This is a genomic window from Streptomyces sp. NPDC012794 (assembly GCF_042901085.1).
Classification (GTDB): domain Bacteria; phylum Actinomycetota; class Actinomycetes; order Streptomycetales; family Streptomycetaceae; genus Streptomyces.
Map to the genome: position 1 here is coordinate 173,037 of NZ_JBIBCI010000013.1, position 23,309 is coordinate 196,345.

Below are 23,309 nucleotides of genomic sequence, written 5' to 3' on the forward strand. Positions count from 1 at the left end.
TCATGATGCCGTGGCCCCCGGTCTGGTGGCGGGGAGGGTCGCGGTCACGCGCCAGCCGTCCTGGTACGGGCCACAGGCGAAGGTGCCGCCGCAGGTGCGGACGCGTTCGGCCAGCGCGAGCAGTCCGCCGCCGCCCCTGGCGCCCCGATCGAGGCGGGGGAGCAAGGGCAGGTGCGAAGAGCGGCCGCGGCCTCCGTCGTTGGTCACGCTGACCTCGACGGTCGTACGGTCCGTGCTGAGCGCGACTCGTACACCGGCCGCTCCCGGCGCGTGCCGGCGGACATTGGTGAGCGCCTCCACCACGACCCGGTGAACCGTGGCAGCCCCCTCGCGGGAGAGCGCATCGGTGACGCCCGGGGCCACGTCGAGGCGGGCCCGAATCTGTTCTGTTTCGCTGAACCGGTCCATCACTTCGCTGAGTTGGTCGGTGCCGGGGAGGATCGTACGGGCGACGCCACCTGCGGTCTCGTCTCCGGTCAGGTCGCCGCTGTTGCCGTTGCCGTCGGTGTTCCTCTCGGCCGCGTGCAGCATCCGGACCGTACGGTCGATTGAGGCCAGCGCCGCGAGCCCGGCTCGCTCGATCCGCTCCAGAGCCTGGATCGCCGCCACCGGATCGTGCTGGGCCACGAACCGGGCCGCCTGGGCCTGCACGACGATGCCGCTCACATCGTGGGCGACGAAGTCGTGCAGATCGTGGGCGAGTTCGAGCTGCTGGGCGCGGCGCGCGGCGAGGACCGCCTGTCGGCGGCGGTCCTCCATCAGGCGGGGATAGCCGCCGACGACGGCCGAGCCGACGATCGGAGCCGACCAGAAGGACATCAGGCCGAGGCACTCGAAGAAGGAGGCGTCCGGTACGAGCGGGACGGTCCATACGGCGACGGCCACGGCGCCGAGCCCGCCGCCCGCCAGGAGCTGCCGCCGGGGCGACCAGCGCACCGCCGCCGTCAGCAGCAGCAACACCGCTCCTACGGCAACCATGTGCCACACCGATCCCTCGGTCGTGCCGCGTCCGGGCCAGGCGAACGTGGCGGCCAGGAGCAGTACGCCGGTGGCGCCCGTGGCCGCCCCGGACCACGCGCGCGAGCGCGGCCAGCAGCCGAAGGTGCCGAGAGCGACTCCGACAGCCGCGAGCGCCGGCACCGGCCGTACGCCCAGGAAGAGCGTGGCGACACAGCAGGCGGCGGTCACGACGCTGACGACGGCACGATGCCGGTGTGCCATGCCCATGATCTTCACGCCCACGACCTTAGGGGCTGTCCGGGCCGGTGGCCTCTGCCGAACGGCATAGAGGATCCGTCGGGCCCGGAGCGGATCTCCCCATCGGCCGATGGTCGCGGACGGTGCCGGCGGTGGAGGCTGATGTCACACCGACAGCGGCTCAACCGACCGCCGGAGCCAAGGAGTTCGCCATGCTGCTCAATACCACCCTGCGTACGTCCGTCATCACAATCACCGCACTGGCGGTCATCGGCGGCCTCGCCGCTTCCGCTTCTGCTTCCGGCTCTGGTCCGGGTTCCGCCTCAGCTTCTGTCTCGGACGAGGCGAAGAAGGCGCCGAAGGAATCGAGTCTCACCGGCTCCGCGAAGATGTACCGGGCGGACGGCCAGCAAGTCCGCTTCTCCTTCGACGCACACGGCTTCGCGCCGGCCGAGCCCGACGAGCCGGACGCCCCGGCCGGCACCTCGCGCGGCACCTTCCGGTTCAGCCACTACTCCGCCGACGGGAAGCAGGGTGCGTACGCCGAAGGCCGTATCGACTGCCTGCTTACCGGCGGTCCGGTCGCGACCGCCACCGGCATCATCACGCGCTCCGACCTGCCCGCAGGCGCGGTCGGCAAGCGCGTCGGCTTTACCGTCTACGACGGGAAGGGCGACGGGAGGAAGGACCGGGTCGGCTACAGCTGGGCCGTGGCCAGCTTCGACGGGATGGAGGTACCGAAGTGCCTGAGCGCCGCACCGTACGAGACCGTCGAGAGCGGCGACTTCAAGGTCGAGCACGTGCTCCCGGCAAACCCGTCGGAGAACTCGGAGAACAACGAATGAAAGCGGCCATGGAATGCGAACCGAGCCGCCGAGTGGTGCGGCTCGCCCGTCTCGCCGCGCTCGCCCCGCTGCCCACGGGGCTGTGGCGGATCGCAGGAGCGTTCGGAGTTCCGCTCGGCTTCTCCGGGGAAGATCAGTTGGCGGACGTCAGGTTCGGCAGCGGGTTCTCGCTTTACATGATCGGCCTGAGCGTGTTTGCCGAGATGCTGGGATTTCTCACCCTGGGGCTCGTGCAGCGCTGGGGCGAAGTCGTCCCGCGCTGGCTGCCGCTGATCGGTGGCAGACGCATCCCGCCGCCCGCCGCCGTGATCCCCGCCGGTCTGGGGGCCGCCGTGCTCACCCTGCTGGGAGCCATGGGGTCCATCGGCTGGAACGACCCGGGGAACATGGGCGCCCCCGGTTCCCCGACGGGCGTGGCGTATTGGGTGATGACGGCTTGCTACATGCCCCTGGTGGCCTGGGGCCCCATGCTGGCGGTCGTCACCGTCGCCTACCACCGCCGCCGAAGGGCCGCCGCGCCCGGCCCCCGGCTCGTCACCGCGTAACACCTGCTCAGGTCCCGCGACGCCGCCTACAGCTACGGCACCGCCCTGTGGCCCCTTGCCAGCAGGCTCTTCGCCCAGTCCGAACACTTCTGAGAGCGGGACCCGACCTCTGGCGTTCCCAAGGGTGCTGGAGCTGGTCGGAGAAGTGCAGGCGAGCCGAGGGCGGGGTGGGCGGCAGCGCGTTGCTCACTCAGCCAGCCCGCTGGGCAGATCTTCAAGGCCTACAGCACCCGGAGGTAGGCCATCCCCCGCTCGTGCGACGCGGCCCGACGGCGCACCCTCCGCCGGGGCCGACGGCACATCCGGCTTCGCCCCCGCCTCATCGACGGATGCCTCACCGCCACCGGCCTGGGACCTGCTGAAGTCCACGATGCCGGAGGGCCTGGTGCGCGAGGCGATTCTCGCCTCCCCGGCCTGGCCGGACATCGCGGCCGCGATGGGCCAGCTCGACGCCCGCGGTATCGATATCACCCGGATCCCCCGGGACGCGCACGCGGCCGGAGCGGGCGGGCCGTGGCCGCGGTCACCACCGCGGCCGCCGCCAAAGCACCCGCGCCCGCCCCGGCCACCCCGGCGCCCGCTGCCGCCCCGCTCCTGCCCTGCCGCCGTTGCTCCCGGTGCTGTAGCGCCGCCGGCCCGGGGCGGGCTGGCCTCGCGCATGGGCGGCTCCGGCGACCCGTGGGGCGCACCTGCGGCGGGACGCGTACCCGCACCCGCTCCCGCCCCTGCGGCACCGGTGCCGGAGGCCGCCGACCCGTGGACGCCACCCGCCAGCGTGGACGCCAAGCGTTCCTGGGGCCCGCTGACCGAGGGCCTGGCGATGCCCCGGGACCTGGACCTCGGCGACCGGGCGAAGGCGCTGGAGCAGCTCGGCGTGAACCGGCTCGCGCACGCCGCGACCGTCGGCGTCGTCAAGGACGTCCTGCCCGAGACGCAGGCGGGTCTCCTGGTGGGCTCGCGCCAGTGGCCCCTGCTCGCGGCCCGCATGGACCAGATCCGCGACCAGGGCGGCACCGGTCTCCTCGCCGCGCACCTGGCCCGCCTGGGGGCCGATACCTCCTGGCAGGACGGCCCGTCCTCCGCCACGGTTGGGCGGCTCGTGGACGCGACCCTCGGGTGTAGCCTTGCCGGAGATGAAGGCCCGCCGTCCGGGGCCGGATGCCTTCGGGCGGCGGACCTGGGTCTCGGCGCCATCGATCCGCAACCGGGTCCCTGCGGCCTCGGCGTAGGCGAACACGTCCGCCAGGGTCCGAAGTCGCACGCCGGAGTGGTCGGGGACTGCGAAGCCGCACACGGCCAGCAACGGGCGGATCTCCCCGATGGCGCGGGAGATCGTGGAGCGGGCGACGCCGAAGAGCTCGGCGAGCGCGGCGTGCGGGAGTCCGGTGCGTAGGTAGACCAGGGTGACGAGCAGGCGGTCGGTGAAGACCAGGTCGTGCTTCGGGCCGGCACCGGCCTCTCGCTGCCGCTCGACACCACGCCGCTCACGACGCTCCGACTCGCACCGGGCGAGCCACGGATCGGCCAACCCTTCGATCAAAATGCCGAGATGTGCATGCGAGATGCCGCAGAAGGCAGGGTGGGCCAAGGCCGCACGGGCCCACTTCTTGGTCACGCTCGAAGAACCCGTGCGGCCACTGCCACGTCACGGCTGCCCGCCGGGTGTGGATCTTCTGCGGCAGTCCGAGCTGGGAACTTTCCTACAGAAGAGCTAACGCAGCCGGCGTAGCATCGGTCTGAGCATCAGGGCCTCAGCAGTCCGCCCACCCACCAGTCGTGCGGCTTGCCGTCGTTGGCGATGCTGCGATTGCGCAGTGTCCCTTCGACGGTGAAGCCGAGTTTCTCGGCGACGGCACGCGAGCCGGTGTTCCCGGCCATGGCCCACCATTCGATGCGGTGGACGTCGAGGGTGGCCCAGCCCCAGGCGCACAGGGCCCGAGCGGCCTCCACCGAATACCCGCCTCTGCGTTGTTCCTTGACTGCCCAGTATCCGAGCTCCCAGACGCCGCGGCTGACGAGGGTCAGGCAGTACGAGCCCACCAAGGCGCCGCTGTCTTTGCGGAACGCGCCGAGGGTGTAGTCCCTGTCCTCGGCCCACTGAGCGGGCAACGTCTCGCCGACGAGCTTCTCCGCGTCCGCACGCCGAAATGGCACCGGCACCGGCGTATAGAACTGAATGTCCTCGTCCTGGCAGGCTTCGTACACCGCATCCACGTCGGCAGGCATGAAGGCGCGCAGCACCAGACGGTCGGTCTCAAGCGTCACTGGATCCACCGCGGCAGTAGATCACCATCAACAAGCGGGGACCATCGAATATCCCGACCGAGCACCACCCATCACAACACCCAGAGCTGGCCAACGGTCGTCGCAACACCCAGATCAGCTGCCCCCGAGACGAAGCTACTCCCACCATCAATCGCGAACCGAGCCGTAAGGGCTATCCTGTAAATGATCTTGATGTCGCCGCCCGCACCGTGACGCCCCGGCTCCACACTGCAGACGGGCTACATCATCAACTCGATGTGCGGATGCTCGGGCTCCGCCGGGCACACGAACAGGTGCTGCCGGTAGCCGCTGCCTATCGGGACCCCGGTCGCGTTGTAGCCGCGGTGGCCGGGGTACGGGCCAGCACCTGGGTGGGGGAGCGGAGACCAGCTGTTCCCGGCGTCGTCCCCCTCCTCGAACGTGGCGACGGTCATCAGGACCTCCATGTCGGTACCGCACTCGGAGCAGGGCTGTGAGCTGGGATCGGTGGAGTCCCAAGCGGGCCAGCCGCCGACCTTTCCAGCCTAGGTAGGTTTGTGGTGGATGGGGGGTGATTTACCTGATCTTGACGGCGCCGTTGGACGCATGATTGCATCGGTGGAGTGCCTGGATAGCGGCTCCGCAGATCAATTTGATTGCGCTTCCAGGTGGGATTTGGTATCGAATCTTCGGTCAAACCATCCCCGGGGGTATGGAATTCACCATTCGGTCTGGCCTGCGTACTCATCGGCGACTCTGGCACCGGCAAGTCACACCTGCTGATCGCCCTCGGCACCGAAGCCGCGATGGCCGGCTACCGCGTCAAATACGTCCTGGCGACAAAGCTGGTCAACGAGCTCGTCAAGGCCGCCGACGAGAAGCAGCTGACCAAGACCATCGCCCGCTACGGCCGAGTCGATCTTTTGTGCATCGACGAGCTCGGCTACATGGAACTCGACCGTCGTGGCGCCGAACTGCTCTTCCAGGTTCTGACCGAGCGGGAAGAAAAGAACAGCGTGGCCATCGCCTCCAACGAGTCGTTCTCCGGCTGGACGAAGACCTTCACCGACCCGCGTCTTTGTGCTGCCATCGTCGACCGCCTCACCTTCGGCGGCAACATCATCGAGACCGGCACCGACTCCTACCGCCTCGCCACAACCCGCGCCCGCGCAGAACAACAACTGTCCACGAACTAATCAGGACACATGGGGTTCCGTGACCGGAATCAGCGCTCGCGGATCCTTGACCACCACCAGCCGCCTTCCGTGAAGTCGTTCACCGGTCCAGGGCTCGGCAGAGTGCGACGCTCGAACTCGTCGTCGATGCGAGCAATCAGCAGGCCGAGATCACGCCGAGCACCGCAAGGGAGGTGAAGCATGGCCTCCTCCAGATTGTCGCGGGCATACTCCACCTCCAGTCCGGGCTGCCAGACCTGGAACGCGTTCAGATAACGGCCGGGTTGCTGGAACGCCCACTCGAAACAGGCGAGTGCGTTAGCAACTGCGTCAGGCCACATCCGCTCATCCTCAACACGGCGGACTGCTACACGCGTCTTCGCGGACACGCCGCGGATCTTCCGAACTACGACATGTCTGCGAGGCCGCCATCGCTCAGTGCGGACGGCCTTCGGGCGCCTACGCGGCATCGCCCTTTCTGACCAACATGAGGTCATCCTGCCACGAACGGGGCTGGCTCCGCACGCACGATCGAACTCCCCGCCACCTCGGGTGCTCTTACTTCTCAACAACATTCACGCGCTCTCCGAGCAACGCGTGATGCCGAAACCCACCAACAAGCGCTCTCGCTTGAAACCTACGCAGCCACCGGTGACCAGATCCCGCGCGATCAGCTGCTCGCGCTTGTCGCGCCGCTTCTCGACACCGACCCCGCCATCACCGCGGCCCGTGTCACCGAAGCCCTCGGCGTCCACCGCGACACCGCACAGCGCGCCCTGACCCACCTGCGCGTCAGCCGGATCACCGATCGCCTGACCACCGATTCCGCTCTCACTCCGCAGCAGGCCGCCGTGCTCGGCTATTTCGCGGGGCTGGTGCGCAACGCCGCGCGCCAGGCCCTCACCGAACTCCGCGCTCGTGCGGCCGGGGCCTATCTGGCGGTCACAGCCGCCCTGCATGAAGCCGGCCTGACCGGCACTCCTGGCGCGCCGGACGTCGAGCAGAGCCACGACACACTGCGTGCCGCAGTCCTCCTCACCCCCGTAGCGCTGGCGGCCGTACTCGTCTGGGAAGACGGTGAAGGATGGCGCACGGTCACCCGCCGCCTCCACCCGTACACCTCACCTGGAAGCCCTCTCCTTCCCGGCATCACCGAGCCCCGTCCCACCGGTCTCGTGGCCGCTCACACCACCTGACGCACCGTCTCAAGCCCCCGAAGGCCCCCGAAACCAAAGACCTTTCGGAGGTTGTCGCCTGCCGCGCGGAAGAGGGCTGGGCGCTCCTGGACGCCTACGGGCCGGAAGCGGGGGAGTACCGGGGCGCGCCGCCGGGGACGTGCTGCGAGCCGGTGGGGGCGCGCCGTGCGGCATCGACATCCCGCCACATGCCGCGGCTCCGCCGGCAGGGCTGAGGGAGCGCGCTGCGGGGTGGGCTTTTTCTTCTGTGGTGTGGTGTCTTGTGGTCAGTCGTCCGCCGTCGGCTTTGCCGGTGGGGAGGGCTGGCCCGTCCTCGTGCGTGGGATGCCTGCGATCATCACGAGCCTGGAAGCAGGACGGGCCGCCCCGTCTTCAAGGGCTCATCGGCCGCGGTGTGCTACAGGCCAATAGCCCCGTGGAGACGGGCTCCGTCCTCTCTGTGGAGAGCGGAGCCCGTCGATGTCCCTGCGGGCCCGGATCCTGCCGTGGTCCGTCGAGCCGCTGCCGGGCTGGCCGGGGGCGGCCTTGGTCTCGTCGGGGCGTCCGTACACAGCCGACCGGGGCAGGTCCTCGCCACTCCGGTCGTTTCTGACGCCAGGAGTGGCCGGGGGGCCTGGTGTCAGGCGCGCGTGTTGACGCTCACGGGCCTTGATCCGGTGGGCGGCTTCCATCCCTGGACCGTGGCCGAGATGCCGACTCGGGTGCTGCAGTTGATGACTTGGAAGTGCAGGTGCGCGCCGTTGGCCGCTCCGGTGGCTCCCGACCAGCCGATGATCCGCCCCTGCGGTACCCAGTCGCCCTTGTTGTAGATCGCACGGTTGAGGTGCGCGTAGTGGGTGCACTGGCCGTTCGAGTGGCGGATGATGACCTCGATGCCGTTCTCCCAGTACGGGGACCAGTCCGAGACGAGAACGGTGCCGCCCTGCGCGGCGGAGACCTCGTAGTTCGCCGGCAGTCCGAAGTCCCAGGCGTGCTCGTTGTAGGGGCCGGTGTGCGAGTACGTGCCCTCGGGTCCCTGGGTGACGAGGTAGGACTCGCCCGACGGATAGGGAAGTTCGTAGTAGTAGTCAACGGCCGCGGCCGGCGGGGCTGCTATGAGTCCGATCCCTGCTGCTGTGATCGCTGAGCTTGCCATGGCGCCGAATCTGAGGAGAAGTCGTCTCGCGTTGCGCACTGTGCCTCCCACTGCGGATCTGATCCAGACGGGACAACACTGGCACCAACTGACCCTTTCAACAAGGTTGTTGAAAAAAACTTGCAGCAAGTTCTTTCGTCGGCGGGTCCCGGCGCCACGGTGTTCCCGTGCTGCAGGTCGACATCAACTGCTCCGCCGCCGAGCACCGCATCGAGCAGGCGGACAGCGGTGTGGGGGGTGCGGCTGTCGCTGTCCTCGGTGAAGGGCATCAGCGAGGACCAGGTCACCCGGATCGCCGCGGGCCAGCCGTGCGCCGGGCTCCAGGACTTCTGGCAGCGCGCCCGCCCCGCCCTGCCGTCCTGCGAACGCCTCATCCAGATCGGCGCCCTCGATGCGATGCGCGGCTCGCTCACCCGGCGCGACCTCCTCCTCCAGGCCGCCGAGCTCCACACCCACACCCGCGCGCGACCCACCGACGGACAGCTCCCGCTCGGCGGCGAACTCATCACCACGCAGCCCGCCGGGCTGCCGGAGATGACCAGCCGCGAAACGATGTCCGCCGAGATCAGCATCCTGTCCATCGACGTGTCCCAGCATCTGATGAGCCACCACCACCGGCTCCTGTGCGCGAGACCGGAGCCATCGACGCCGCCCACCTGAAGACCATGCACCCTGGGCAGCAGGTCCTCGTCGCCGGCGTACGCGCCTCCACCCAGACCCCGCCGATCCCCTCCGGCAAGCGCATCATCTTCGTCACCCTGGAGGACGGCTCCGGTCTCGTGGACCTGGCACTTCATCCACGGAGGCCCGACCGCCGACGGGACCGGCTGGTGGACCGCTGTGGGTGGCGATGGCAGTGGCCCGAAGGTCCGGGTCTACGTCCTGTGCCAGACGGCGGCGAAGTAGTTTTGCACCGGCGAAGGACAGCAGCCTCGGGCAGCTGACGGTCGTCGGCGTAAGTGGGGGACGGTGAAGGGGCAAGCCCATGTGGTGGGCCGCCCGTCCCGTCACTTCCACCTTCCCGGGCGACGAACGGCCGAACCTCATTGGGCGAGCGCGATGGCCGCCACTGCACCCGGTGCCCATCACCGGCGATGGTCGGCAACCCGGGCAGCGTCCATGTCGTCCAGGACGGCGATGCCCCAGCTCAGTAGAGACGACCGGTCCAGCTACGTCCATCGCATGCCGATCGCGGAAAGCTGCGGCGGACGCGTGGCCGGCCCGCTCCGATGCGCGGCACGCGAACCTTCTCCAGGACCGGCTCGAACTGCGGCGAGTCCCCGCGCTGCCCAGCCGTGATCACGATCGACATGGGCTTTTGCCCCTGCTCGACGGCCAGGTGGAGCTTGGTAGTGAACCCGCCACGCGACCTCCCCAGTCCGTGATCATCAGGCTCGGTGAAGACGCCGCCCGGTGGTTCTTTCTGCAGGTTGCCCTGCTTGCGGGCCCCGGCCGCGTGCTGGTGGGCGCGGCAGACCGTGGAATCGACGCTCAGGTCCCACGTGATTGCGCCCTGAGCGTCGGCCAGGGACTGGAGCCGGGTGAGGATTCGGTGCCAGGTGCCGCTCCGCTGCCACCGGCGGAACAGATCGTAGGCCCGGCCCCACGGCCCGTACTCGACGGGCACGTCCCGCCACGGAACCCCAGTCCGGACCCGAAACCGTATGCCATCGATCAGCTGCCGCCGAGGCCAGACGGGCGGCCGTCCCGCCCTCGTGCCCTTCGGCAACAAGGGCTCCAGCACCGCCCACTGCTCGTCCGTGAGATCTCCTCGACCCATGAAGCATGATCATTCACAGCCTAAGATCCACTTTCGATACGCGCCCTAGCGCCCCCGCCCGACCGCTTCCGCCGCCCCGCCCAGCGCCTGCCACGCCTGGACCGTCCCACCGTCATGGCCCGTCATCCGTCATTCTGACGGCGACTCACCCTCTTCGGGGGTCCCGGCTGCGAGCACTGCGGCGCGCAGGCGCTCCAGCACGTCCGCCGGGGTGATCATGTACGCCTTGCCGGTGATCGACTTCTCGAACCCGGCGCGGGTCAGTCGCCACAGCCCGCAGGCCTCCCGGCCGGTGACGCCGAGGGAGTTCTGCACCCGGGGATTGAACAGGTCGAGATGGTGGAGGGTCAGGCCCGGCTCCACCGACTGCGCCGTACGGGCGGAGCCCGCCTGCTCGTGGTTGGCGAGGACGCTGATCACGTGCGCCACGTGAAGGGCGGGCAGCCGGCCCTGGGGGGCGTCGGGGTGCCGGAAGATGTGCTGCGAGCTGTAAGAGTCGGTCTCCGCCCGGACCTCGAAGGGCGTGTCGACGAGGGTCCCGAGGAGGTCGAGGACGGATCCGCCGTCGGCGACTGCGCCGCCAAGGGCGTGCCGAACCCGGTCGACGACGCGCTCCTCGTCCTCGAACGCCTCGTACTCGGCCCGCGCCAGATCGACCGCGTGCTGCTGGTACCAGTCCGGGATCCACTCCGGCACGTCGTTGGCCTTGTCGACCGGGCGGGGTGTGACGCCGGCCATGTCCTCCGGGGCGTGCGCGTCGAGGCGGATCAGCGCGCGGCCGGGAAGGCGGGTGTACAGCGGGCTGTCCGGGACCAGGACCTGCGTGGCGTTCAACCACAGACGCAGGTCCGGGCCTTCGGCGCCGGCCAGACGCCAGATCGCCTCCAAGTCCTCGTCGTCGTCCTCCGCGACGCGGACGGGAGCACCGAAGCGCTGTGCGACGGCGTCAACGTGCTCCCGCCACGCGGTGCGTGCGAGGGCGAGGACCTTCGGGTTCTCCTCGGCGTTCTCCGCCTCGATCACGCAGGGCACATAGCGCGCCATCCGTACCGGGTTGAGGAACTCGCTGCCCCGCCCGTACAGCTCGAAGGGGGTGCCGGAGCGGCTGTGCAGGGTGATGACGGAGTCGATCTCGATCCGGGTGAAGTATTTGACCTCGCCCATCCATCCGGCGAGGTCGCCCTCCCGGACCGGGGGCCCGGACCACAGCACGGGGTTCGGCAGACCTATGAAGGTGGCCGCGTCCCGAATCTGCCCAGGTGTGTCCTGCCAGGCAAATCTCACGATTCTTCTCCCCGTTGAGCGATCATCAGTTGATCATCCTAGAGTCGCTTTTCGACCACGGCCGCCATGCTTTCCGAAAACGCCGAGATCCCGCCCGGTCTTTCAACCGGACGGGACCTCGTGATGATTCTGGAGAGCTACTCACCGGCAACGCCGGTTCAGTTGCCGGGGTTGGGCACGGTGTCCTGGCCGTGGCGGAGGATCGGCAGCAGGGTTTCGGTGGCGTCGCGCCCGGTGCATGCCATGGTGCCGGGCCGGGTCTCAGGGCATCGAGCGCTGCCATCGGGTTGAGGGCTTACGGCAGCTCAGGCACGCTCCAAAACGATGTGATCACCCTCGGTGAGCCGTCGCCAGAACGTTTCTTCCGACTCGTGGACGACCTTCGTTGACTCAACAGCATCCGGGGTCTCAAGGATCAGACCTGTCTACCCCCGAGGTGACCGCCTTCTTCACCGATTCGGTGGCCGACTGGGCGTCCGACCAGGGGTATGAAGTCCAGCGGGAGGTAGAGCTGCCCACCGCCACTCGGCAGAACCGGACCGGGCGCCTCGACCTGCAACTGCGGCACCGTTGGGGTAAGGGACAGCTGATCAGCATCGAGGTGGGCACCGTGTTCGCGCATCCACGTTATGCAGACCTGCCGCCCGCGAACTGCCCGGCATTGCGCCGGGCCGGGCGTGGCCGGGTCTCTCATCAGCGTCTCCGACGGCACCTGCCGGACCCGGCGACACCACCCCCAGGTCATCCGTTCGGCAGAGGGGACACAGTCATACCGAGCCCGGAGGTTAGCGGCCCCATTGCAGGGACGCGAAAACATAACGGGGGAGGTCGGACAGGGCGCGGGCAAGGTGGATTTTGCTGGTCAGTCCGCCGCGCGAGCACCCAAGGCCGTGGTCGGCCGGCTCGACGAAGACCCCGCCGGGCGGTTCCTTCTGGAGATCCCCTTTTTCGCCGCCCCGGCGGCATGCTGGTGAGCCCGGCAGACGGTGGAGTCGACGTTGACGTCCCAGGTGATCAGCCCCTTCGCGTCCACCTCGGCCTGCAGCTGGGTGAGGATCCTCGCCCAGGTGCCGTCCCGCTGCCAGCGCCGGAACAGGTCATAGACCCGCTCCCAAGGCCCATAGCGTTCGGGCACGTCCCGCCACGGTGCACCAGTCCGCGTCCGCCACCGTATGCCGTCTATCAGCTGCCGCCGCGCCCACAGCTGCGGACGACCCGGCTTGATGCCCGCCGGCAGCAACGGCTCCAGCCGGGCCCACTGCCCGTTCGTCAGATCCCCACGTCCCACAGGACATGATCATCAACAAACAACATCCACTTTCGCAACAGACCCTAGCCGGCAGCCCCTCCTGGTACTCCCAGACCTGGTCGTCGTGCCATGGCGCATCGACGACGAGCCGGCCGCTCGGTACGCGAATCGTCCTCAGCTCCTCGATGCCGGTCACGACTACCGGCGTCGTCGGATCGTCGTACACCGTCCCAAGGTGAGCACCGGGCGTAAAGGCCGCATCCAAGTACCAGGTGGCCTCAGGCCCGGCTGCCAGCCGCGCGTCCCCGACCCACTCCATGTCTGACTCCCTCCTCGCCACCCGGCCGGGCGGTCAACCGAAAGCTACGTGGGCCCGCTGACATCGGCACATCTTGCTTCGTCGCGATCCGTGATCGCTCCCCAAAATCTGTGCCAGAATCCCGTCCTCACCTACGAGTCCAAGGGCCTGGACCCACATCAAGCACACCTATCAGCTGAGCCCCTCGATTCCCGGGGAGAGTTGCCACGGAGCACGCGCGTGCGGTTGCTCAGGCTCTTGGGGCTACCACACCGCCCGCGGGCACGAGCGCCTCTACCCCACCCCGGACCAGCAGGACTTCAGCCTCACCGCTTAATCACGAGACTGCTTGCGGACAGACTTCGACTCATGAGGTCCAGGAGCATGCCCGCCGACGCACAGGCCACCGGCGCCGAAGCGGACCTCCGCATGCCCCGGCAGGCGCACCAGTGACTACCGACCTGCCCCAATTCCGCTACCACCCCGACCCCGCTGCAAGCGGGTCCGTCCGCGAGAGCGCCGAGACCTGCGTCTGCTGCAACCGCAGAACTGGGTGGATCTACACCGCCACCTTCTACACGGCCCAGGATGTCGGTGGGAGATTCTGCCCCTGGTGCATCGCTGATGGCAGTGCTGCTGAACGATTCGAAGGTGAATTCACCGACACGCACGGGCTCGACGGCGTCAGCGAGGAGACCCTGGTGCAGGTCACCCGCCGCACCCCCGGCTTCCGCGCCTGGCAGGATCCGCACTGGCTTGTCCACTGCAACGACGCGGCCGCCTTCATCGGCGAGGTCGGATACACCGAGCTGGCGGCCCACCCCGAGGCACTCGACCAGCTCCGACTCGACCTCCGGATGGGCGGCTGGCACGACACATCCCAGCTCCAGAGCTTCCTGATCCACCTCGGCCAGGGGGCAAGCGCCATGCTCTTCCGCTGCACCGTCTGCGGCACCCACCTCGCCTACGCCGACGCTTCATAGTCACGGCCCAGCTCAGCACACGCCCTCTCCCTTCAAAGGAACCGCACCCGCGGCTGATGGTCATGATCGACCAGGCTGACGAGACGCTGCAGTCTCCAGCGCAGCTTCGTCGCGGTCCACTCCGCGCCGTACCGGCAGAGCGCATCCGGCGACGGCGGGCCGTCGACGAACTGGAGCGGGAGCGGCTGCTGGACATCACGGCGCGCTGTGGCGGGCACGGTGGAATTCACGCCCGCGCCGTAAGCCGTGGGCCCGGCCGGCCGATCGCAACCGCCGCGTACCACCTGACTTGAGCCGGCCGCGCCCTGACCTGCCGGCTTGGACCGCACAGCCTGACAAGGCCTAAGCAAGGCCCTCGCTACATAGTCCCAAAGTCCTGCGGCCGGAGACGTCGGTCAGTGCCGAATAGGTAGCCGTCGGGCGGCGGCCCGGTCCAAGACCGCGGTGGCAGGATGACACGGTGTCCGACTCTCTGCATGAACCGTGGCTGCTCGGCATCGCCTTCAATCCGGCGGCGCCCCCCGACGTACTGATACGCCTGCTGGATCGCGCGGCTGGCGCGGCCGCCCTATTGATGTGCGAGGGCCGTGACCTGCCCGACGCCGTCATCGACGAAGCTCTCCGTCACCCGGCCGTGCGCATCCGCCACGCGCTCGCCGGTAACCTGCACCTCGACCCCGCACGACTTGCTCCCCTGGCAACCGACCCGTCGGGGATCGTCCGCGCGCAACTCGCCGGCGGTCTCTGGCCCAGTCCCCGATGGGTCCGCCCGCTGCCGAACGACATCCTGGTCACCTTCCTGACCGCTCAGAACGGGGGCGAGGACGGCGTGGTTACCGAGAATGAGATCGTCCAGGAGCTCAGCTTCTCCAGGCAGATCCCCCTGTCCTTCTACCGCTCCCTGGCCGGGCACGAGCGTCCCGAGCTCCGAGTACAGGCCACCTACAGGTGGCAGTCGCTCACCCCCGCGCAGCGGGAGGCCCTGCTCGAAGACCCCGAGCCTGCCGTACGGGAAGCGGCCCGGGAGAGCTGCTGGGAGCTGGACCCGGAAGCGGTGGAGGCCAAGCTGCCGTCCATCGGCTCCCACGGCAAGCCGTTCGTGCTCGGTACGTGCGCCGTGTCTGCCGCCCTCGTGGAGCAGTGCTTCGCGGACGGCACAGTGCACCCCCTGACCCGCAACCGCCATACCCCGCCCTACGCCGTCGCCCGCCTCGCCCACCACCCCGATGCAAAGGTCCGCGAGATGGTCGCCGCCCGACCCGACCTGGGAGCGGACCTGGTGGCGGAGCTGAGCGAGGACCCTGACGAGTTCGTACGGCTCCGTGCACGCCTGCACCCTTTCCCCCGGACGTGGGCCGAGTACTGGGCGATTGACAGAGTCTTCGGGCATGGCTCGGACTGCACCTGTCCAATCACCGAGCTCGCCACCGAGCCGGCCCCCGACTGGTTCGCCGCCTGCGCAGCGTCCGAGGAACCGGTGCTCCGCCGGGTCGCCGCGAGCTGGCCCGGCCTGCCCGCCAAACTCGTCGAAGCACTCGCACAGGACGAGGACGAGGAGGTACGGATCCGGCTGGCCTGCCACCACCCGTTGGCTCCGCCACACCTCCTCCTGGACGTGTTCGTCACTCGCCCGGCCCACCGTCCGCACCTGCTGACCCTGCCCGCGTTCCCCCGCACCGGCCGGATCCACCTCATCGGCCACCCGGACCCCGAGGTGCGCGCCCTGGCCGCAGCCGACCCCACCCTGCCCGCACCCCCGGTCGAAGACCCCGACGAGTCGGTGCGCCGGGCAGCCGCCGCCAACCCGACCCTGACACCGGACCGCCTGGAGGCCCTCCTCGCCGACCCCCGCACCGCAGAGGGCGCCGCGGCCAACCCGTCCCTCCCCGTCCCCCGCATGCACTCACTCCTCGACCGCTGCCTGAACGGCGCCGCCACCTTGCCGTCGGGCGGACACTGAGAGACGACGCGCTCCTAGACGCAGCCGGCCCTCCGGGCCTGGGCCCGCACCCGTAGGGTGCGGGTAGCCCGTACCGACAGGGCGTGTACGGGTGAGGCCCTGTGCCCAGCGTGTTGGGGGCAGTACCACCGGGCCGCCCCCGGGGCCAACGGCCGGGTGACCGCCCGCTGCGCGCTGGACGAGATCGTGGCGTGGCTGCTCGCTCACGACAAGATCGAGGTGCCTATCGGGATGCCGTCGGCGTCGCTGACCGTGGCCGGTGCCGGGCGTCGTACGTTGCGGCTCGACGGTCGGCACCTGGTCCTCGCTGAGGATGGCCGAGGGGGAGGACGAGCTGTCGGGGTGGTCCACTGATGAGGATGCCGACGAGCTGGCCGCGCTGGCGGCGGGGGAGTCGGGGGCGGTGGTGGGCCGGCTGACGGTGCCGGGCTCGGTGCCGTTGACGGTGGCAGGCCGGGTGCGGGTGGTGGAGCGTTCCCGCCGCCCTGAACCCGGCCCTGCAGGCCGACTAATCCCTCACCACCGACCTCGACGCAGCCCGCCGCTACTACCACGGCACACCAAGGGGCAGGATTGGCTGACGTCGGCTGTGAGAGAACTGGCGACTACTACTGAAGTTGAATGTGTGATGTCGGTCAGCCATGTGTGATCAGAGAGCGTCCCTGGTCACGACTCGGTCCATGACTACGCCGTCTACGTCGAGCCCAACATCTGGGTCCGCACTACCCCTGACGGGTCAGCATCCTCGGTCGTAGATCGCCCGCAGCCATGGTTCCCTGACGGCGGGCGTCCGCGCGAGCGTGTACCGAAACGCCTCCCTGGACGGCTGGAACGGGTACCACGGGTGCGGCGGCAGCGGGTCGTCCCGCTCCACACCTGCCGGCAGCCCGCCGACCACCGGCAGCCCGCCGACCACCGGCAGCCCGCCGACCACCGGCAGCCGGGTGCGATGTGGCGGGAAGGCGAGCTCGGCCCAGAGCGCGGCATCCATAGGTACCGGCACCGCCCCGGCGCGCGGCTGCCACATGTCTCCGGTCTGCGGATGGACCGGCACCAGCACCAGGTCAGTGGCCGGCTCGCCGAACCCCGGTCCCGCCAGGTTCAGCCGCTTCGCACCTTCCCCGGCGGGCAGCAGCGCGCCGAGTGCCCGGCCGAGGAGCTCCGCGACCGGCCCGGGCGCCACCTCGACCGGAGCGCCCCCGGCGGCCACCACCACCTGGGCGAGTGCCACGCCCGCCGGGATGTCCCGGTACTCGCTCAGCCGGTGCCACAGCGCGCCGGTCGCCAGCAGCTCCGCCCAGTCCATGATCGGCCGTTCTGGCGGGCCGGGCAGCCGCACTACCGCCTGCGGGACGAGCCGGACGACCTGCCAGCACCCGCAGTCGTCCATCCTCGTTCCGACCGGCAGATCGCAGCCCAGGCAGGCAAGGTTCGGCCCGTCCCTCCCGTCGATCCCCATGCAGTAGCCGCCGGCCCGCTCGAGGATCAGCCTGGTGCCACGCATATCGCCGGGCGCGAGGAGGATGGTGTCCGACGGTCCGTTGGACAGCGCGCCGGACGGCGCGAAGCGCCCCCGCTCCGCCGCCTCGCGCGCCCCGACCTCGTCCCACTGCCGCCACGGCGGCCCGTACGGCGCGGGGTCGACGGCGTAGGACCCGGCCTCCAGCAGTGGCGGGTGCAGCGTCTCCCAGTGGGTGTCGGCCAGGTGGATCGGCAACGCCACCTTCGACACCGCCGCCGTCAGGACCGCACCGCAGCCCGAGCACCCGAACACCGCCAAGCTGTCCCCTCCCGCCGTCGAAGCCCCTGCATCCCACCAAGCAAGCGGATCGGGGAGCAAGGGGTTTTCAGACGACGCCAAACGCCCCACCGATAGGCAGAGCGGGCCTCGACGTCCCGGTCGCAGCCTCAGGAAGCCGGAAGCCGCGTCCGACTGAGCCGCTGAAGTGATTCGTACCGTCGGTCAGCCGTCCATGATCAGGCCTGTGCTGGCGAGACAGCCGTCGACCAGGTCCGGGCGGTACTGGATCTGCTTGAGCCGACGTTTCACGACCCGTGTGATCTGGCCCACGTCGGCTGCGGCGAGGTTGCCGATGTCGCGCTTGACCAGCGCCCAAATGCCCTCCTGCGCGACAGCGGCACCACGGCTTGGTAGGCGTTGAACGTGAGATACGCGCGAACTCGTCGAAGGCGAACGTGCGGTCTGGACGCTCGCTGACCGCGTACTCGATCCGGGCCAGCCTGGCGTCGGATGCTGGGTCCGGGGACTCCTTCCAGGTCTTTGTTCGCTGGAAAGTGATCCCCCGGCGGGCCAGTAAGCACCGCAAGGCCTCGCGGCCGATCCGGACGGGCCTGGCTATGTTCCGGCGCAGGTGGTCGGCAAGTTTGCGGACCGACCAGCGGGTGAAGGGTTTGCCCAGCACGGTCGGGCGGGTGGTGGCCGTCTGGATGACGAAGTCCTCGTCGTCACTGCTTAGCAGGCGGGGACGGCCTCCCGCCCACTGAGGGTTGAGGCTTGCGAGCCCGATCTCGTTTAAGCGGTGGATCACGTCTCGGACGGTGTCCTCGTCCGCCTGGACCAGCTGCGCGATCACCGGGACCGTGCTGTTGTCGGCCGAGGCCAGCAGCATCATCGCCCGCCGAAACCGCACCGAGCTCGTACTGCCCCGCCGAACGATCTGCTGGAGTTTCTGCCCCTCCTGCTCTGTCAGCCTCCGGACCTTGACCGGTGGTGCCATCCCGCCTCCCCTGCTGGTTGGAAGCGAGATCGCTTCCAACCAGCACAACGAGCAACCCGGTGAACCTATGCGGTCGCAGCACTAGACGGCCGGTGGCCCGAAGAGGATTGGAACTCATCTGATTGCGGTAGACACGCGTGCGGGGTACCGCCACCGAGGCGGCTCCCCGCATCTAACTCAAGCCACAGGATTTGAGCTATTCAACGGGAGGATTGAGCAGTGTCCCATTGAAGTTGCCCTCCACCCAATTGACGCACTCCGGTCGATCGCCGGTCCCGGCCTTGCAGAATTCTTCCAAAGCTGCACGTAGCGTCGGGATCGGGAGAGCGCTGATTCGATGAATGTATGTTGGCGCCCAGGGGTCGCTAAGAATCTCCGGATCGAACTCTGGGGGGGTGGGGTTCATGGAGACCCAGATGGAATCAGCGAACTCTTCGCCCTTGGTATCCATCAAGCGTTTGGCGGTGTTTCCGTCGGCAAACCAGGCAAGGCCGCCGTATCCGTTTTCGTGGTTCACCGATACGGTAAGTGAAGCTTCAGTGCGTGACAGGTTGGTCTCCTCCCTGTAGAGGAAGGAGGCGGTATCGCAGCCGAGACTGCTGATCCGTTCCGTCAGCACACGGTTGACCGCCTCGAGCGCCTCGGGCTCGTCAGCAAGGACGAGGGGTTCATCGACATGAATAAACAAGATCATCGCACCGGATTCTTTCTCTTGCCGACCAGTGTCTTGGGCGAGTTGTCGCCAGGGTAGTACACGTGCAGCTTGTGTCCGTCGGGCAGGATCGCCTCGATCGCCATGCTGCAGTTGAGAGCCTTATTGCAGACACCTTCGCTGTTATTGATCACGACGGACGCTTCGCTGATTCCGTTTTCTGCCATCCAGGCCGCGTATTTTCCTTCCACGTGCGATGCTGGCGGATACCCTGGGATGACCTTGCTGGGCCTCTTGAAGTCACCGGCATCCGAAGTGTAAATCAATTTCTTGGCCTTCATGTACCAAGGGTCAGGACTGCCGTCCGGAAGGACTTCCCCGCTGATTACTTCGCGGAGCTCTTTCGGGATATTAGGGAAGTGAGTTCCGTCCGGAGCGCGGAGCTGTCCCACAGTCTTGTCAGCTTTACTTGCGTTAGTTCTGGTCCACTTAGGCAGCTGGTCTTGGATGCCGGATACCCAGGGGGCCCGACCTCCGGCGCTTCCACCGCCTCCGCGATGAGCACCTCCATTCCGGCGAGCCTGTCCCGCGCCGCCGGAGCCCGGTCGTGGGCCGGCTGGCGGGCTGGGCGGTCGAGACGCTCGCAGTCGAGGGGGTCCGGGCCGTGGTGTCGGTGTGGGCGCCCCAGTGGTCGGAGGCCGCCGGGTTCCTCGCGAGCGCCGCGTACGCCGCCCTGGATCGTCGCCGGAGCGGCCGCCCGCGCGGCTAGCGGCCCTGCGGGTCCCGGCCGGCCCCGCGGGGCCGGCCGGGACCCGGGGCGCCGAGACGCCCCCGAGGGGGCCGCTGTTCACCCCTCCGGGTGATGCGAGTGCCTCGCGTACGCGTACGCGGCTTGTGCGGTGCGCCCCCAACTCGCCCCAGAATTGCGGCTATTGACAGCGAACTGGATCTTTCAGCATGTTTCGGGCGTGGTCCGATCGGCGGGCCGCGCCGATGTGCGATTGGGGTGCGATTGGTGATGGCTGTGCGGCGTGAGGTCTACGACGAGTACGCGGTGGCGGGCCGGCTGCGGGTGCCGGTGGCGGCCTGGCGGTGGGCGGCCGGTACCGGCCTGGTCCCGCCGGCGGACGCCGGGCCGGGGCGGTGGTCGCGGGCGGCGGTGGAGGCCGCCGACCCGGAGCAGGTCCGCGCGGCGCTGCGGGGCCCGATGGGCGCGGGGGTGGCGGCGGACCGGCTGACGGCGGCCCTGGGGGAGCCGTTGCGGTGCCGGCCGCGGGTGACCGCCTCGGCAGTCGGCCACCTCGTCCGCGCCGGCTTCCTCGTCTACCTCGGCGGAGCACCCGAGTTCCCCGACGTCCACCCGGACCAGGTGGACGCCCTCGCGCGCCGCCGGGACCTGCCGGTGCTGCTTGACCGGCACGTTCCCCTCGGCCCGGACCAGGCCGCCCGCCGCCTCGGCGTCCGCCGCACCGACTTCGACGCCGTTGTGCGCCTCGGCTGGGTCTCCTCGATTGGCTCGGTAGAGATCGACTACAAGCGACAGGGCGGCGTCACCACGGTCCCGCTGTACTCCGCCGAGGACGTCGCCCTGCTCCCGGTCGTGCGGCCCTTTGTGGACTGGCGGGCGGTGTACGCCGCCCCGGCGGGCGCCCGCTCCCCGCTCGCCGGTCTCGCCCCGGTTGTCCCGGGCCGCGACTGGGTGCAGCTCGGTGACGTGGCGCGGATGGCCTGGGTGGGCCGGGCCGCGGTGGTGAACTGGCGCCGCAGGCACCCCGACTTCCCCGCCCCGGCCGGCGGTACGGAGGTGCGCCCGCTGTTCGACCGGGCGGAGGTGGTGGCGTGGCTGCTCGCTCACGACAAGATCGAGGTGCCTATCGGGATGCCGTCGGCGTCGCTGACCGTTGCCGGTGCCGGGCGCCGTACGTTCCGGCTCGACGGTCCGCACCTGGTCCTCGCCGAGGACGCCGAGGGGGAGGACGAGTTGTCGGGGTGGTCCACCGATGAGGACGCTGACGAACTGGCGGTGCTGATGGCGGGGGAGTCGGGGGCGGCGGTGGGCCGGCTGACGGTGCCGGGCTCGGTGCCGTTGACGGTGGCAGGTCGGGTGCGGGTGGTGGAGCGGTTCCGTTCGGGGTCGGGTGGTCTGCGGGTGACGCTGGCCTGGCCTGCCGGCCTGCGGGGCACCGCCATCCGGTAGGGCCGGACTGGCTGACCACGCAGTCCTGCACGCGTGCCCGGGGCGCCCTGGGCCCGCGTACGCGCGCTGGGCCAGGCGCAGGAGCGGCAGGCGGCGGCTGGCTCGTAGAAGCCTCGGCAGGGGGTGAGGCGGGGTGCAGATACGCAACGGACAACTCCTTCCGCCGCGTGGGCGGGGGCGGGATCGTGGTGGGCATGCAGATCACACACCTGGACGGGCTGGGTCCCGTCACCGCAGTCATCCGCTCGATCGGCGTACGTCATGATGGCGCGCACCAGCTCGTCACTGACGGGCTGTATCTCGACCTGCGGAAGGCTCTGCACAATCCGGCCGCCGACCCGGGGATGCGCTTTCGGACCGGGCTGGACGCCGAGGTGTACGCCCACGTCCTTGCGACCCCCGGGGCCAGGGAGTTGGTTGCCCGGACCGCCGTTCAGCTGCGCGCGTTGGCGGATGAGGTCCAGGCGGGCCGGCTGGTCCGTTTGACCGTGGCGTGTCAAGGGGGGAGGCATCGAGGTGTTGACCGGACTACCGCACGACACGCCGGACGTGAGCGCATCCCCCGCATGGCCTAGTCGATAGACGTTGCGTATCCGCACGACGAAGGAGCGCAACGAAGTTGGACGCAGCATCTCGTGACATCCAGTTGATCCGCCTGCCGCGATGGGGGCGGGTAGCCGTGGGAGCCGGGGCGGTGCCCTGGCTGGTCTTCGATGAGGAGGGAAGAGCGGTGGAGCCGATTCGCAGGTTCCTGATCGACTTCGTCGCTCGGGACAACCGGCCGGGCAGCGTCCGCAGCTACGCCTTCGATCTCCTGCGCTGGTGGCGATGGCTTCGCGTGGTCCAGGTCGAATGGGACCGGGCCACGTCCGCGGAGGTGCGCGATTTCGTGCTGTGGCTGCGGGTCACCACGAAACCTCGGACGTCGGCGCGGACGCACTCGGCGGCGACCGCGGGGACGATCAACACGATCACGAAGAAGCCGTACCTGGACGACCTCTACAAGCCGCGCACGATCCGGCACAGCAACGCCGTACTCCGCAGCTTCTACGAATTCTGGATCGAGTCGGGCAGCGGCCCGCTGGTCAACCCGGTGCCGCTGGCCCGGAGCGCGAGGCGCCGCCCGCACGCCCATCAAAACCCGCTGGATCCCTACGGCGGCGAGGGCCGACTGCGCTACAACCCCAAGGTTCCACGCCGGCGCCCACGGCAGATGCCGGACGAGCGATGGAACGAGCTGTTCGCGGCCCTGCGCTCAAACCGGGACCGGGCGATCCTCGCCCTCGGCATCAGCAACGCCGCCCGCGCCTCCGAGCTCCTCGGAGTCCGCGGCGTCGACGTCGACTGGGGCGACCAGCTGGTACGCGTCGAACGCAAAGGATCCCAGGCCGAACAGTGGCTTCCCTCCAGCCCCGAGTCGTTCATCTGGCTGCGGCTCTACCAGAGTGAGGGCCCGCCCCTGGACCCACAGGCCCCGCTGTGGTGGACGCTCCGGCGTCGTGACCACGGCGCCGGGCTGGCCTACCAGCCGATGAACTACGAGGCCCTGCGCGCGGTGTTCCGCCGGACCAACACCCTGCTGGGCACGAACTGGTCGATGCACGACCTGCGGCACACCGCCGCGCTGCGGATGTCCCGGGACAAGCGGCTGTCGCTGCGGGACGTGCAGACCATCCTCGGTCACGCCAACCTGAGCACCACCGCCGACGTGTATCTCAACTCTCAGGAATTGCATCAGACGGGCGAGAAACTGCAGGTCACGAGGTCAGGCCAGGGTTCGACGAGGACTCTACCCTCCTGCGGCTTGGCGGCTTGAGCTGGGAGTTTGGCG

Annotated in this window: 22 protein-coding genes and 3 pseudogenes; 10 read left to right on the forward strand and 15 right to left on the reverse strand. The window is 69.2% G+C overall.

The window, feature by feature from the left end; all coding sequences use genetic code 11:
- The gene (locus ACFY7H_RS23825; RefSeq protein WP_388941146.1) at window positions 1-1,221 is read right to left on the reverse strand and encodes a sensor histidine kinase; all 1,221 of its coding nucleotides are present in this window, start codon (window positions 1,219-1,221) and stop codon (window positions 1-3) included.
- A gap of 119 nt (window positions 1,222-1,340) precedes the next feature.
- Between ACFY7H_RS23825 and ACFY7H_RS23830 the strand changes: the two genes are divergently transcribed.
- Together ACFY7H_RS23830 and ACFY7H_RS23835 are read left to right on the forward strand one after the other, a co-directional pair.
- Window positions 1,341-2,042 carry a hypothetical protein gene (locus tag ACFY7H_RS23830; protein WP_388941150.1) on the forward strand — a complete coding sequence of 234 codons (702 nt, stop codon included), beginning with the start codon at window positions 1,341-1,343 and terminating at the stop codon, window positions 2,040-2,042.
- An 8-nt stretch (window positions 2,043-2,050) separates the two neighbouring features.
- On the forward strand, window positions 2,051-2,587 hold the full coding sequence (locus tag ACFY7H_RS23835; RefSeq protein WP_388941153.1) for a hypothetical protein: 537 nt from the start codon (window positions 2,051-2,053) through the stop codon (window positions 2,585-2,587).
- Between the two features lie 523 nt (window positions 2,588-3,110).
- Here the strand turns inward: ACFY7H_RS23835 and ACFY7H_RS23840 are convergent.
- The 3 genes from ACFY7H_RS23840 to ACFY7H_RS23850 form a co-directional block, all read right to left on the reverse strand.
- Complete coding sequence (locus ACFY7H_RS23840) at window positions 3,111-4,202, reverse strand: transposase family protein (RefSeq protein ID WP_388941156.1); 1,092 nt, start codon at window positions 4,200-4,202, stop codon at window positions 3,111-3,113.
- 128 nt (window positions 4,203-4,330) lie between these two features.
- The gene (locus ACFY7H_RS23845) at window positions 4,331-4,852 is read right to left on the reverse strand and encodes a GNAT family N-acetyltransferase (RefSeq protein WP_388941159.1); all 522 of its coding nucleotides are present in this window, start codon (window positions 4,850-4,852) and stop codon (window positions 4,331-4,333) included.
- Between the two features lie 239 nt (window positions 4,853-5,091).
- Window positions 5,092-5,286 carry a hypothetical protein gene (locus tag ACFY7H_RS23850; RefSeq protein WP_388941162.1) on the reverse strand — a complete coding sequence of 65 codons (195 nt, stop codon included), beginning with the start codon at window positions 5,284-5,286 and terminating at the stop codon, window positions 5,092-5,094.
- Between the two features lie 288 nt (window positions 5,287-5,574).
- On the opposite strand from ACFY7H_RS23850, the pseudogene ACFY7H_RS23855 reads away from it, so the two are divergent.
- A pseudogene (locus tag ACFY7H_RS23855) lies at window positions 5,575-6,027 on the forward strand (ATP-binding protein); the annotation flags it as partial.
- Window positions 6,028-6,056: 29 nt separating this feature from the next.
- Here ACFY7H_RS23855 and ACFY7H_RS23860 read toward each other — a convergent pair.
- The 3 genes from ACFY7H_RS23860 to ACFY7H_RS23870 all read right to left on the reverse strand — a co-directional run bounded on the left by ACFY7H_RS23860 (window position 6,057) and on the right by ACFY7H_RS23870 (window position 8,337).
- Complete coding sequence (locus ACFY7H_RS23860) at window positions 6,057-6,395, reverse strand: hypothetical protein (RefSeq protein WP_388941165.1); 339 nt, start codon at window positions 6,393-6,395, stop codon at window positions 6,057-6,059.
- Window positions 6,396-6,581: 186 nt separating this feature from the next.
- A complete protein-coding gene (locus ACFY7H_RS23865) occupies window positions 6,582-7,016 on the reverse strand; it encodes a hypothetical protein (protein WP_388941168.1) in 435 nt (144 codons plus the stop codon).
- An 805-nt stretch (window positions 7,017-7,821) separates the two neighbouring features.
- The gene (locus ACFY7H_RS23870) at window positions 7,822-8,337 is read right to left on the reverse strand and encodes a M23 family metallopeptidase (RefSeq protein WP_388941171.1); all 516 of its coding nucleotides are present in this window, start codon (window positions 8,335-8,337) and stop codon (window positions 7,822-7,824) included.
- Between the two features lie 137 nt (window positions 8,338-8,474).
- On the opposite strand from ACFY7H_RS23870, the pseudogene ACFY7H_RS23875 reads away from it, so the two are divergent.
- A pseudogene (locus ACFY7H_RS23875) lies at window positions 8,475-9,128 on the forward strand (DNA polymerase III subunit alpha); the annotation flags it as partial.
- 356 nt (window positions 9,129-9,484) lie between these two features.
- On the opposite strand, the gene ACFY7H_RS23880 reads toward ACFY7H_RS23875, so the two are convergent.
- The 3 genes from ACFY7H_RS23880 to ACFY7H_RS23890 form a co-directional block, all read right to left on the reverse strand.
- Window positions 9,485-10,117: an IS5 family transposase gene (locus tag ACFY7H_RS23880; RefSeq protein ID WP_388941174.1), complete on the reverse strand. Its 633-nt coding sequence runs from the start codon at window positions 10,115-10,117 to the stop codon at window positions 9,485-9,487.
- Between the two features lie 129 nt (window positions 10,118-10,246).
- On the reverse strand, window positions 10,247-11,401 hold the full coding sequence (locus tag ACFY7H_RS23885) for a hypothetical protein (protein WP_388941176.1): 1,155 nt from the start codon (window positions 11,399-11,401) through the stop codon (window positions 10,247-10,249).
- Window positions 11,402-12,263: 862 nt separating this feature from the next.
- Window positions 12,264-12,689, reverse strand: a complete 426-nt coding sequence (locus tag ACFY7H_RS23890) for an IS5 family transposase (RefSeq protein ID WP_388941179.1) — start codon at window positions 12,687-12,689, stop codon at window positions 12,264-12,266.
- Between the two features lie 708 nt (window positions 12,690-13,397).
- Here ACFY7H_RS23890 and ACFY7H_RS23895 point away from each other — a divergent pair.
- Window positions 13,398-13,931 carry a CbrC family protein gene (locus ACFY7H_RS23895; protein WP_388941182.1) on the forward strand — a complete coding sequence of 178 codons (534 nt, stop codon included), beginning with the start codon at window positions 13,398-13,400 and terminating at the stop codon, window positions 13,929-13,931.
- Between the two features lie 32 nt (window positions 13,932-13,963).
- On the opposite strand, the gene ACFY7H_RS23900 is transcribed toward ACFY7H_RS23895, so the two are convergent.
- The gene (locus tag ACFY7H_RS23900) at window positions 13,964-14,161 is read right to left on the reverse strand and encodes a hypothetical protein (protein WP_388941185.1); all 198 of its coding nucleotides are present in this window, start codon (window positions 14,159-14,161) and stop codon (window positions 13,964-13,966) included.
- Window positions 14,162-14,391: 230 nt separating this feature from the next.
- Here ACFY7H_RS23900 and ACFY7H_RS23905 point away from each other — a divergent pair, with 230 nt between their 5' ends.
- Window positions 14,392-15,891, forward strand: a complete 1,500-nt coding sequence (locus ACFY7H_RS23905; RefSeq protein ID WP_388941188.1) for a hypothetical protein — start codon at window positions 14,392-14,394, stop codon at window positions 15,889-15,891.
- A 736-nt stretch (window positions 15,892-16,627) separates the two neighbouring features.
- On the opposite strand, the gene ACFY7H_RS23910 is transcribed toward ACFY7H_RS23905, so the two are convergent.
- The 4 genes and pseudogenes from ACFY7H_RS23910 to ACFY7H_RS23925 all read right to left on the reverse strand — a co-directional run bounded on the left by ACFY7H_RS23910 (window position 16,628) and on the right by ACFY7H_RS23925 (window position 19,622).
- Complete coding sequence (locus ACFY7H_RS23910; RefSeq protein WP_388941251.1) at window positions 16,628-17,665, reverse strand: hypothetical protein; 1,038 nt, start codon at window positions 17,663-17,665, stop codon at window positions 16,628-16,630.
- 367 nt (window positions 17,666-18,032) lie between these two features.
- Window positions 18,033-18,629, reverse strand: a pseudogene (locus tag ACFY7H_RS23915) (transposase); the annotation flags it as partial.
- 196 nt (window positions 18,630-18,825) lie between these two features.
- Complete coding sequence (locus ACFY7H_RS23920) at window positions 18,826-19,323, reverse strand: Imm1 family immunity protein (protein WP_388941191.1); 498 nt, start codon at window positions 19,321-19,323, stop codon at window positions 18,826-18,828.
- Entirely contained in the window at window positions 19,320-19,622 is a 303-nt protein-coding gene (locus tag ACFY7H_RS23925) for a DddA-like double-stranded DNA deaminase toxin (RefSeq protein ID WP_388941194.1), read from the reverse strand. Before ACFY7H_RS23925 ends, ACFY7H_RS23920 begins: the two co-directional genes overlap by 4 nt.
- A gap of 266 nt (window positions 19,623-19,888) precedes the next feature.
- On the opposite strand from ACFY7H_RS23925, the gene ACFY7H_RS23930 reads away from it, so the two are divergent.
- From ACFY7H_RS23930 to ACFY7H_RS23945, 4 genes are all read left to right on the forward strand, one after another.
- Window positions 19,889-20,050 carry a hypothetical protein gene (locus ACFY7H_RS23930; RefSeq protein ID WP_388941197.1) on the forward strand — a complete coding sequence of 54 codons (162 nt, stop codon included), beginning with the start codon at window positions 19,889-19,891 and terminating at the stop codon, window positions 20,048-20,050.
- Window positions 20,051-20,299: 249 nt separating this feature from the next.
- Complete coding sequence (locus ACFY7H_RS23935) at window positions 20,300-21,478, forward strand: hypothetical protein (protein WP_388941200.1); 1,179 nt, start codon at window positions 20,300-20,302, stop codon at window positions 21,476-21,478.
- 194 nt (window positions 21,479-21,672) lie between these two features.
- On the forward strand, window positions 21,673-22,053 hold the full coding sequence (locus ACFY7H_RS23940; protein WP_388941202.1) for a hypothetical protein: 381 nt from the start codon (window positions 21,673-21,675) through the stop codon (window positions 22,051-22,053).
- 44 nt (window positions 22,054-22,097) lie between these two features.
- Window positions 22,098-23,294: a tyrosine-type recombinase/integrase gene (locus tag ACFY7H_RS23945; protein ID WP_388941205.1), complete on the forward strand. Its 1,197-nt coding sequence runs from the start codon at window positions 22,098-22,100 to the stop codon at window positions 23,292-23,294.
- The last annotated feature ends 15 nt before the right edge of the window (window positions 23,295-23,309 follow it).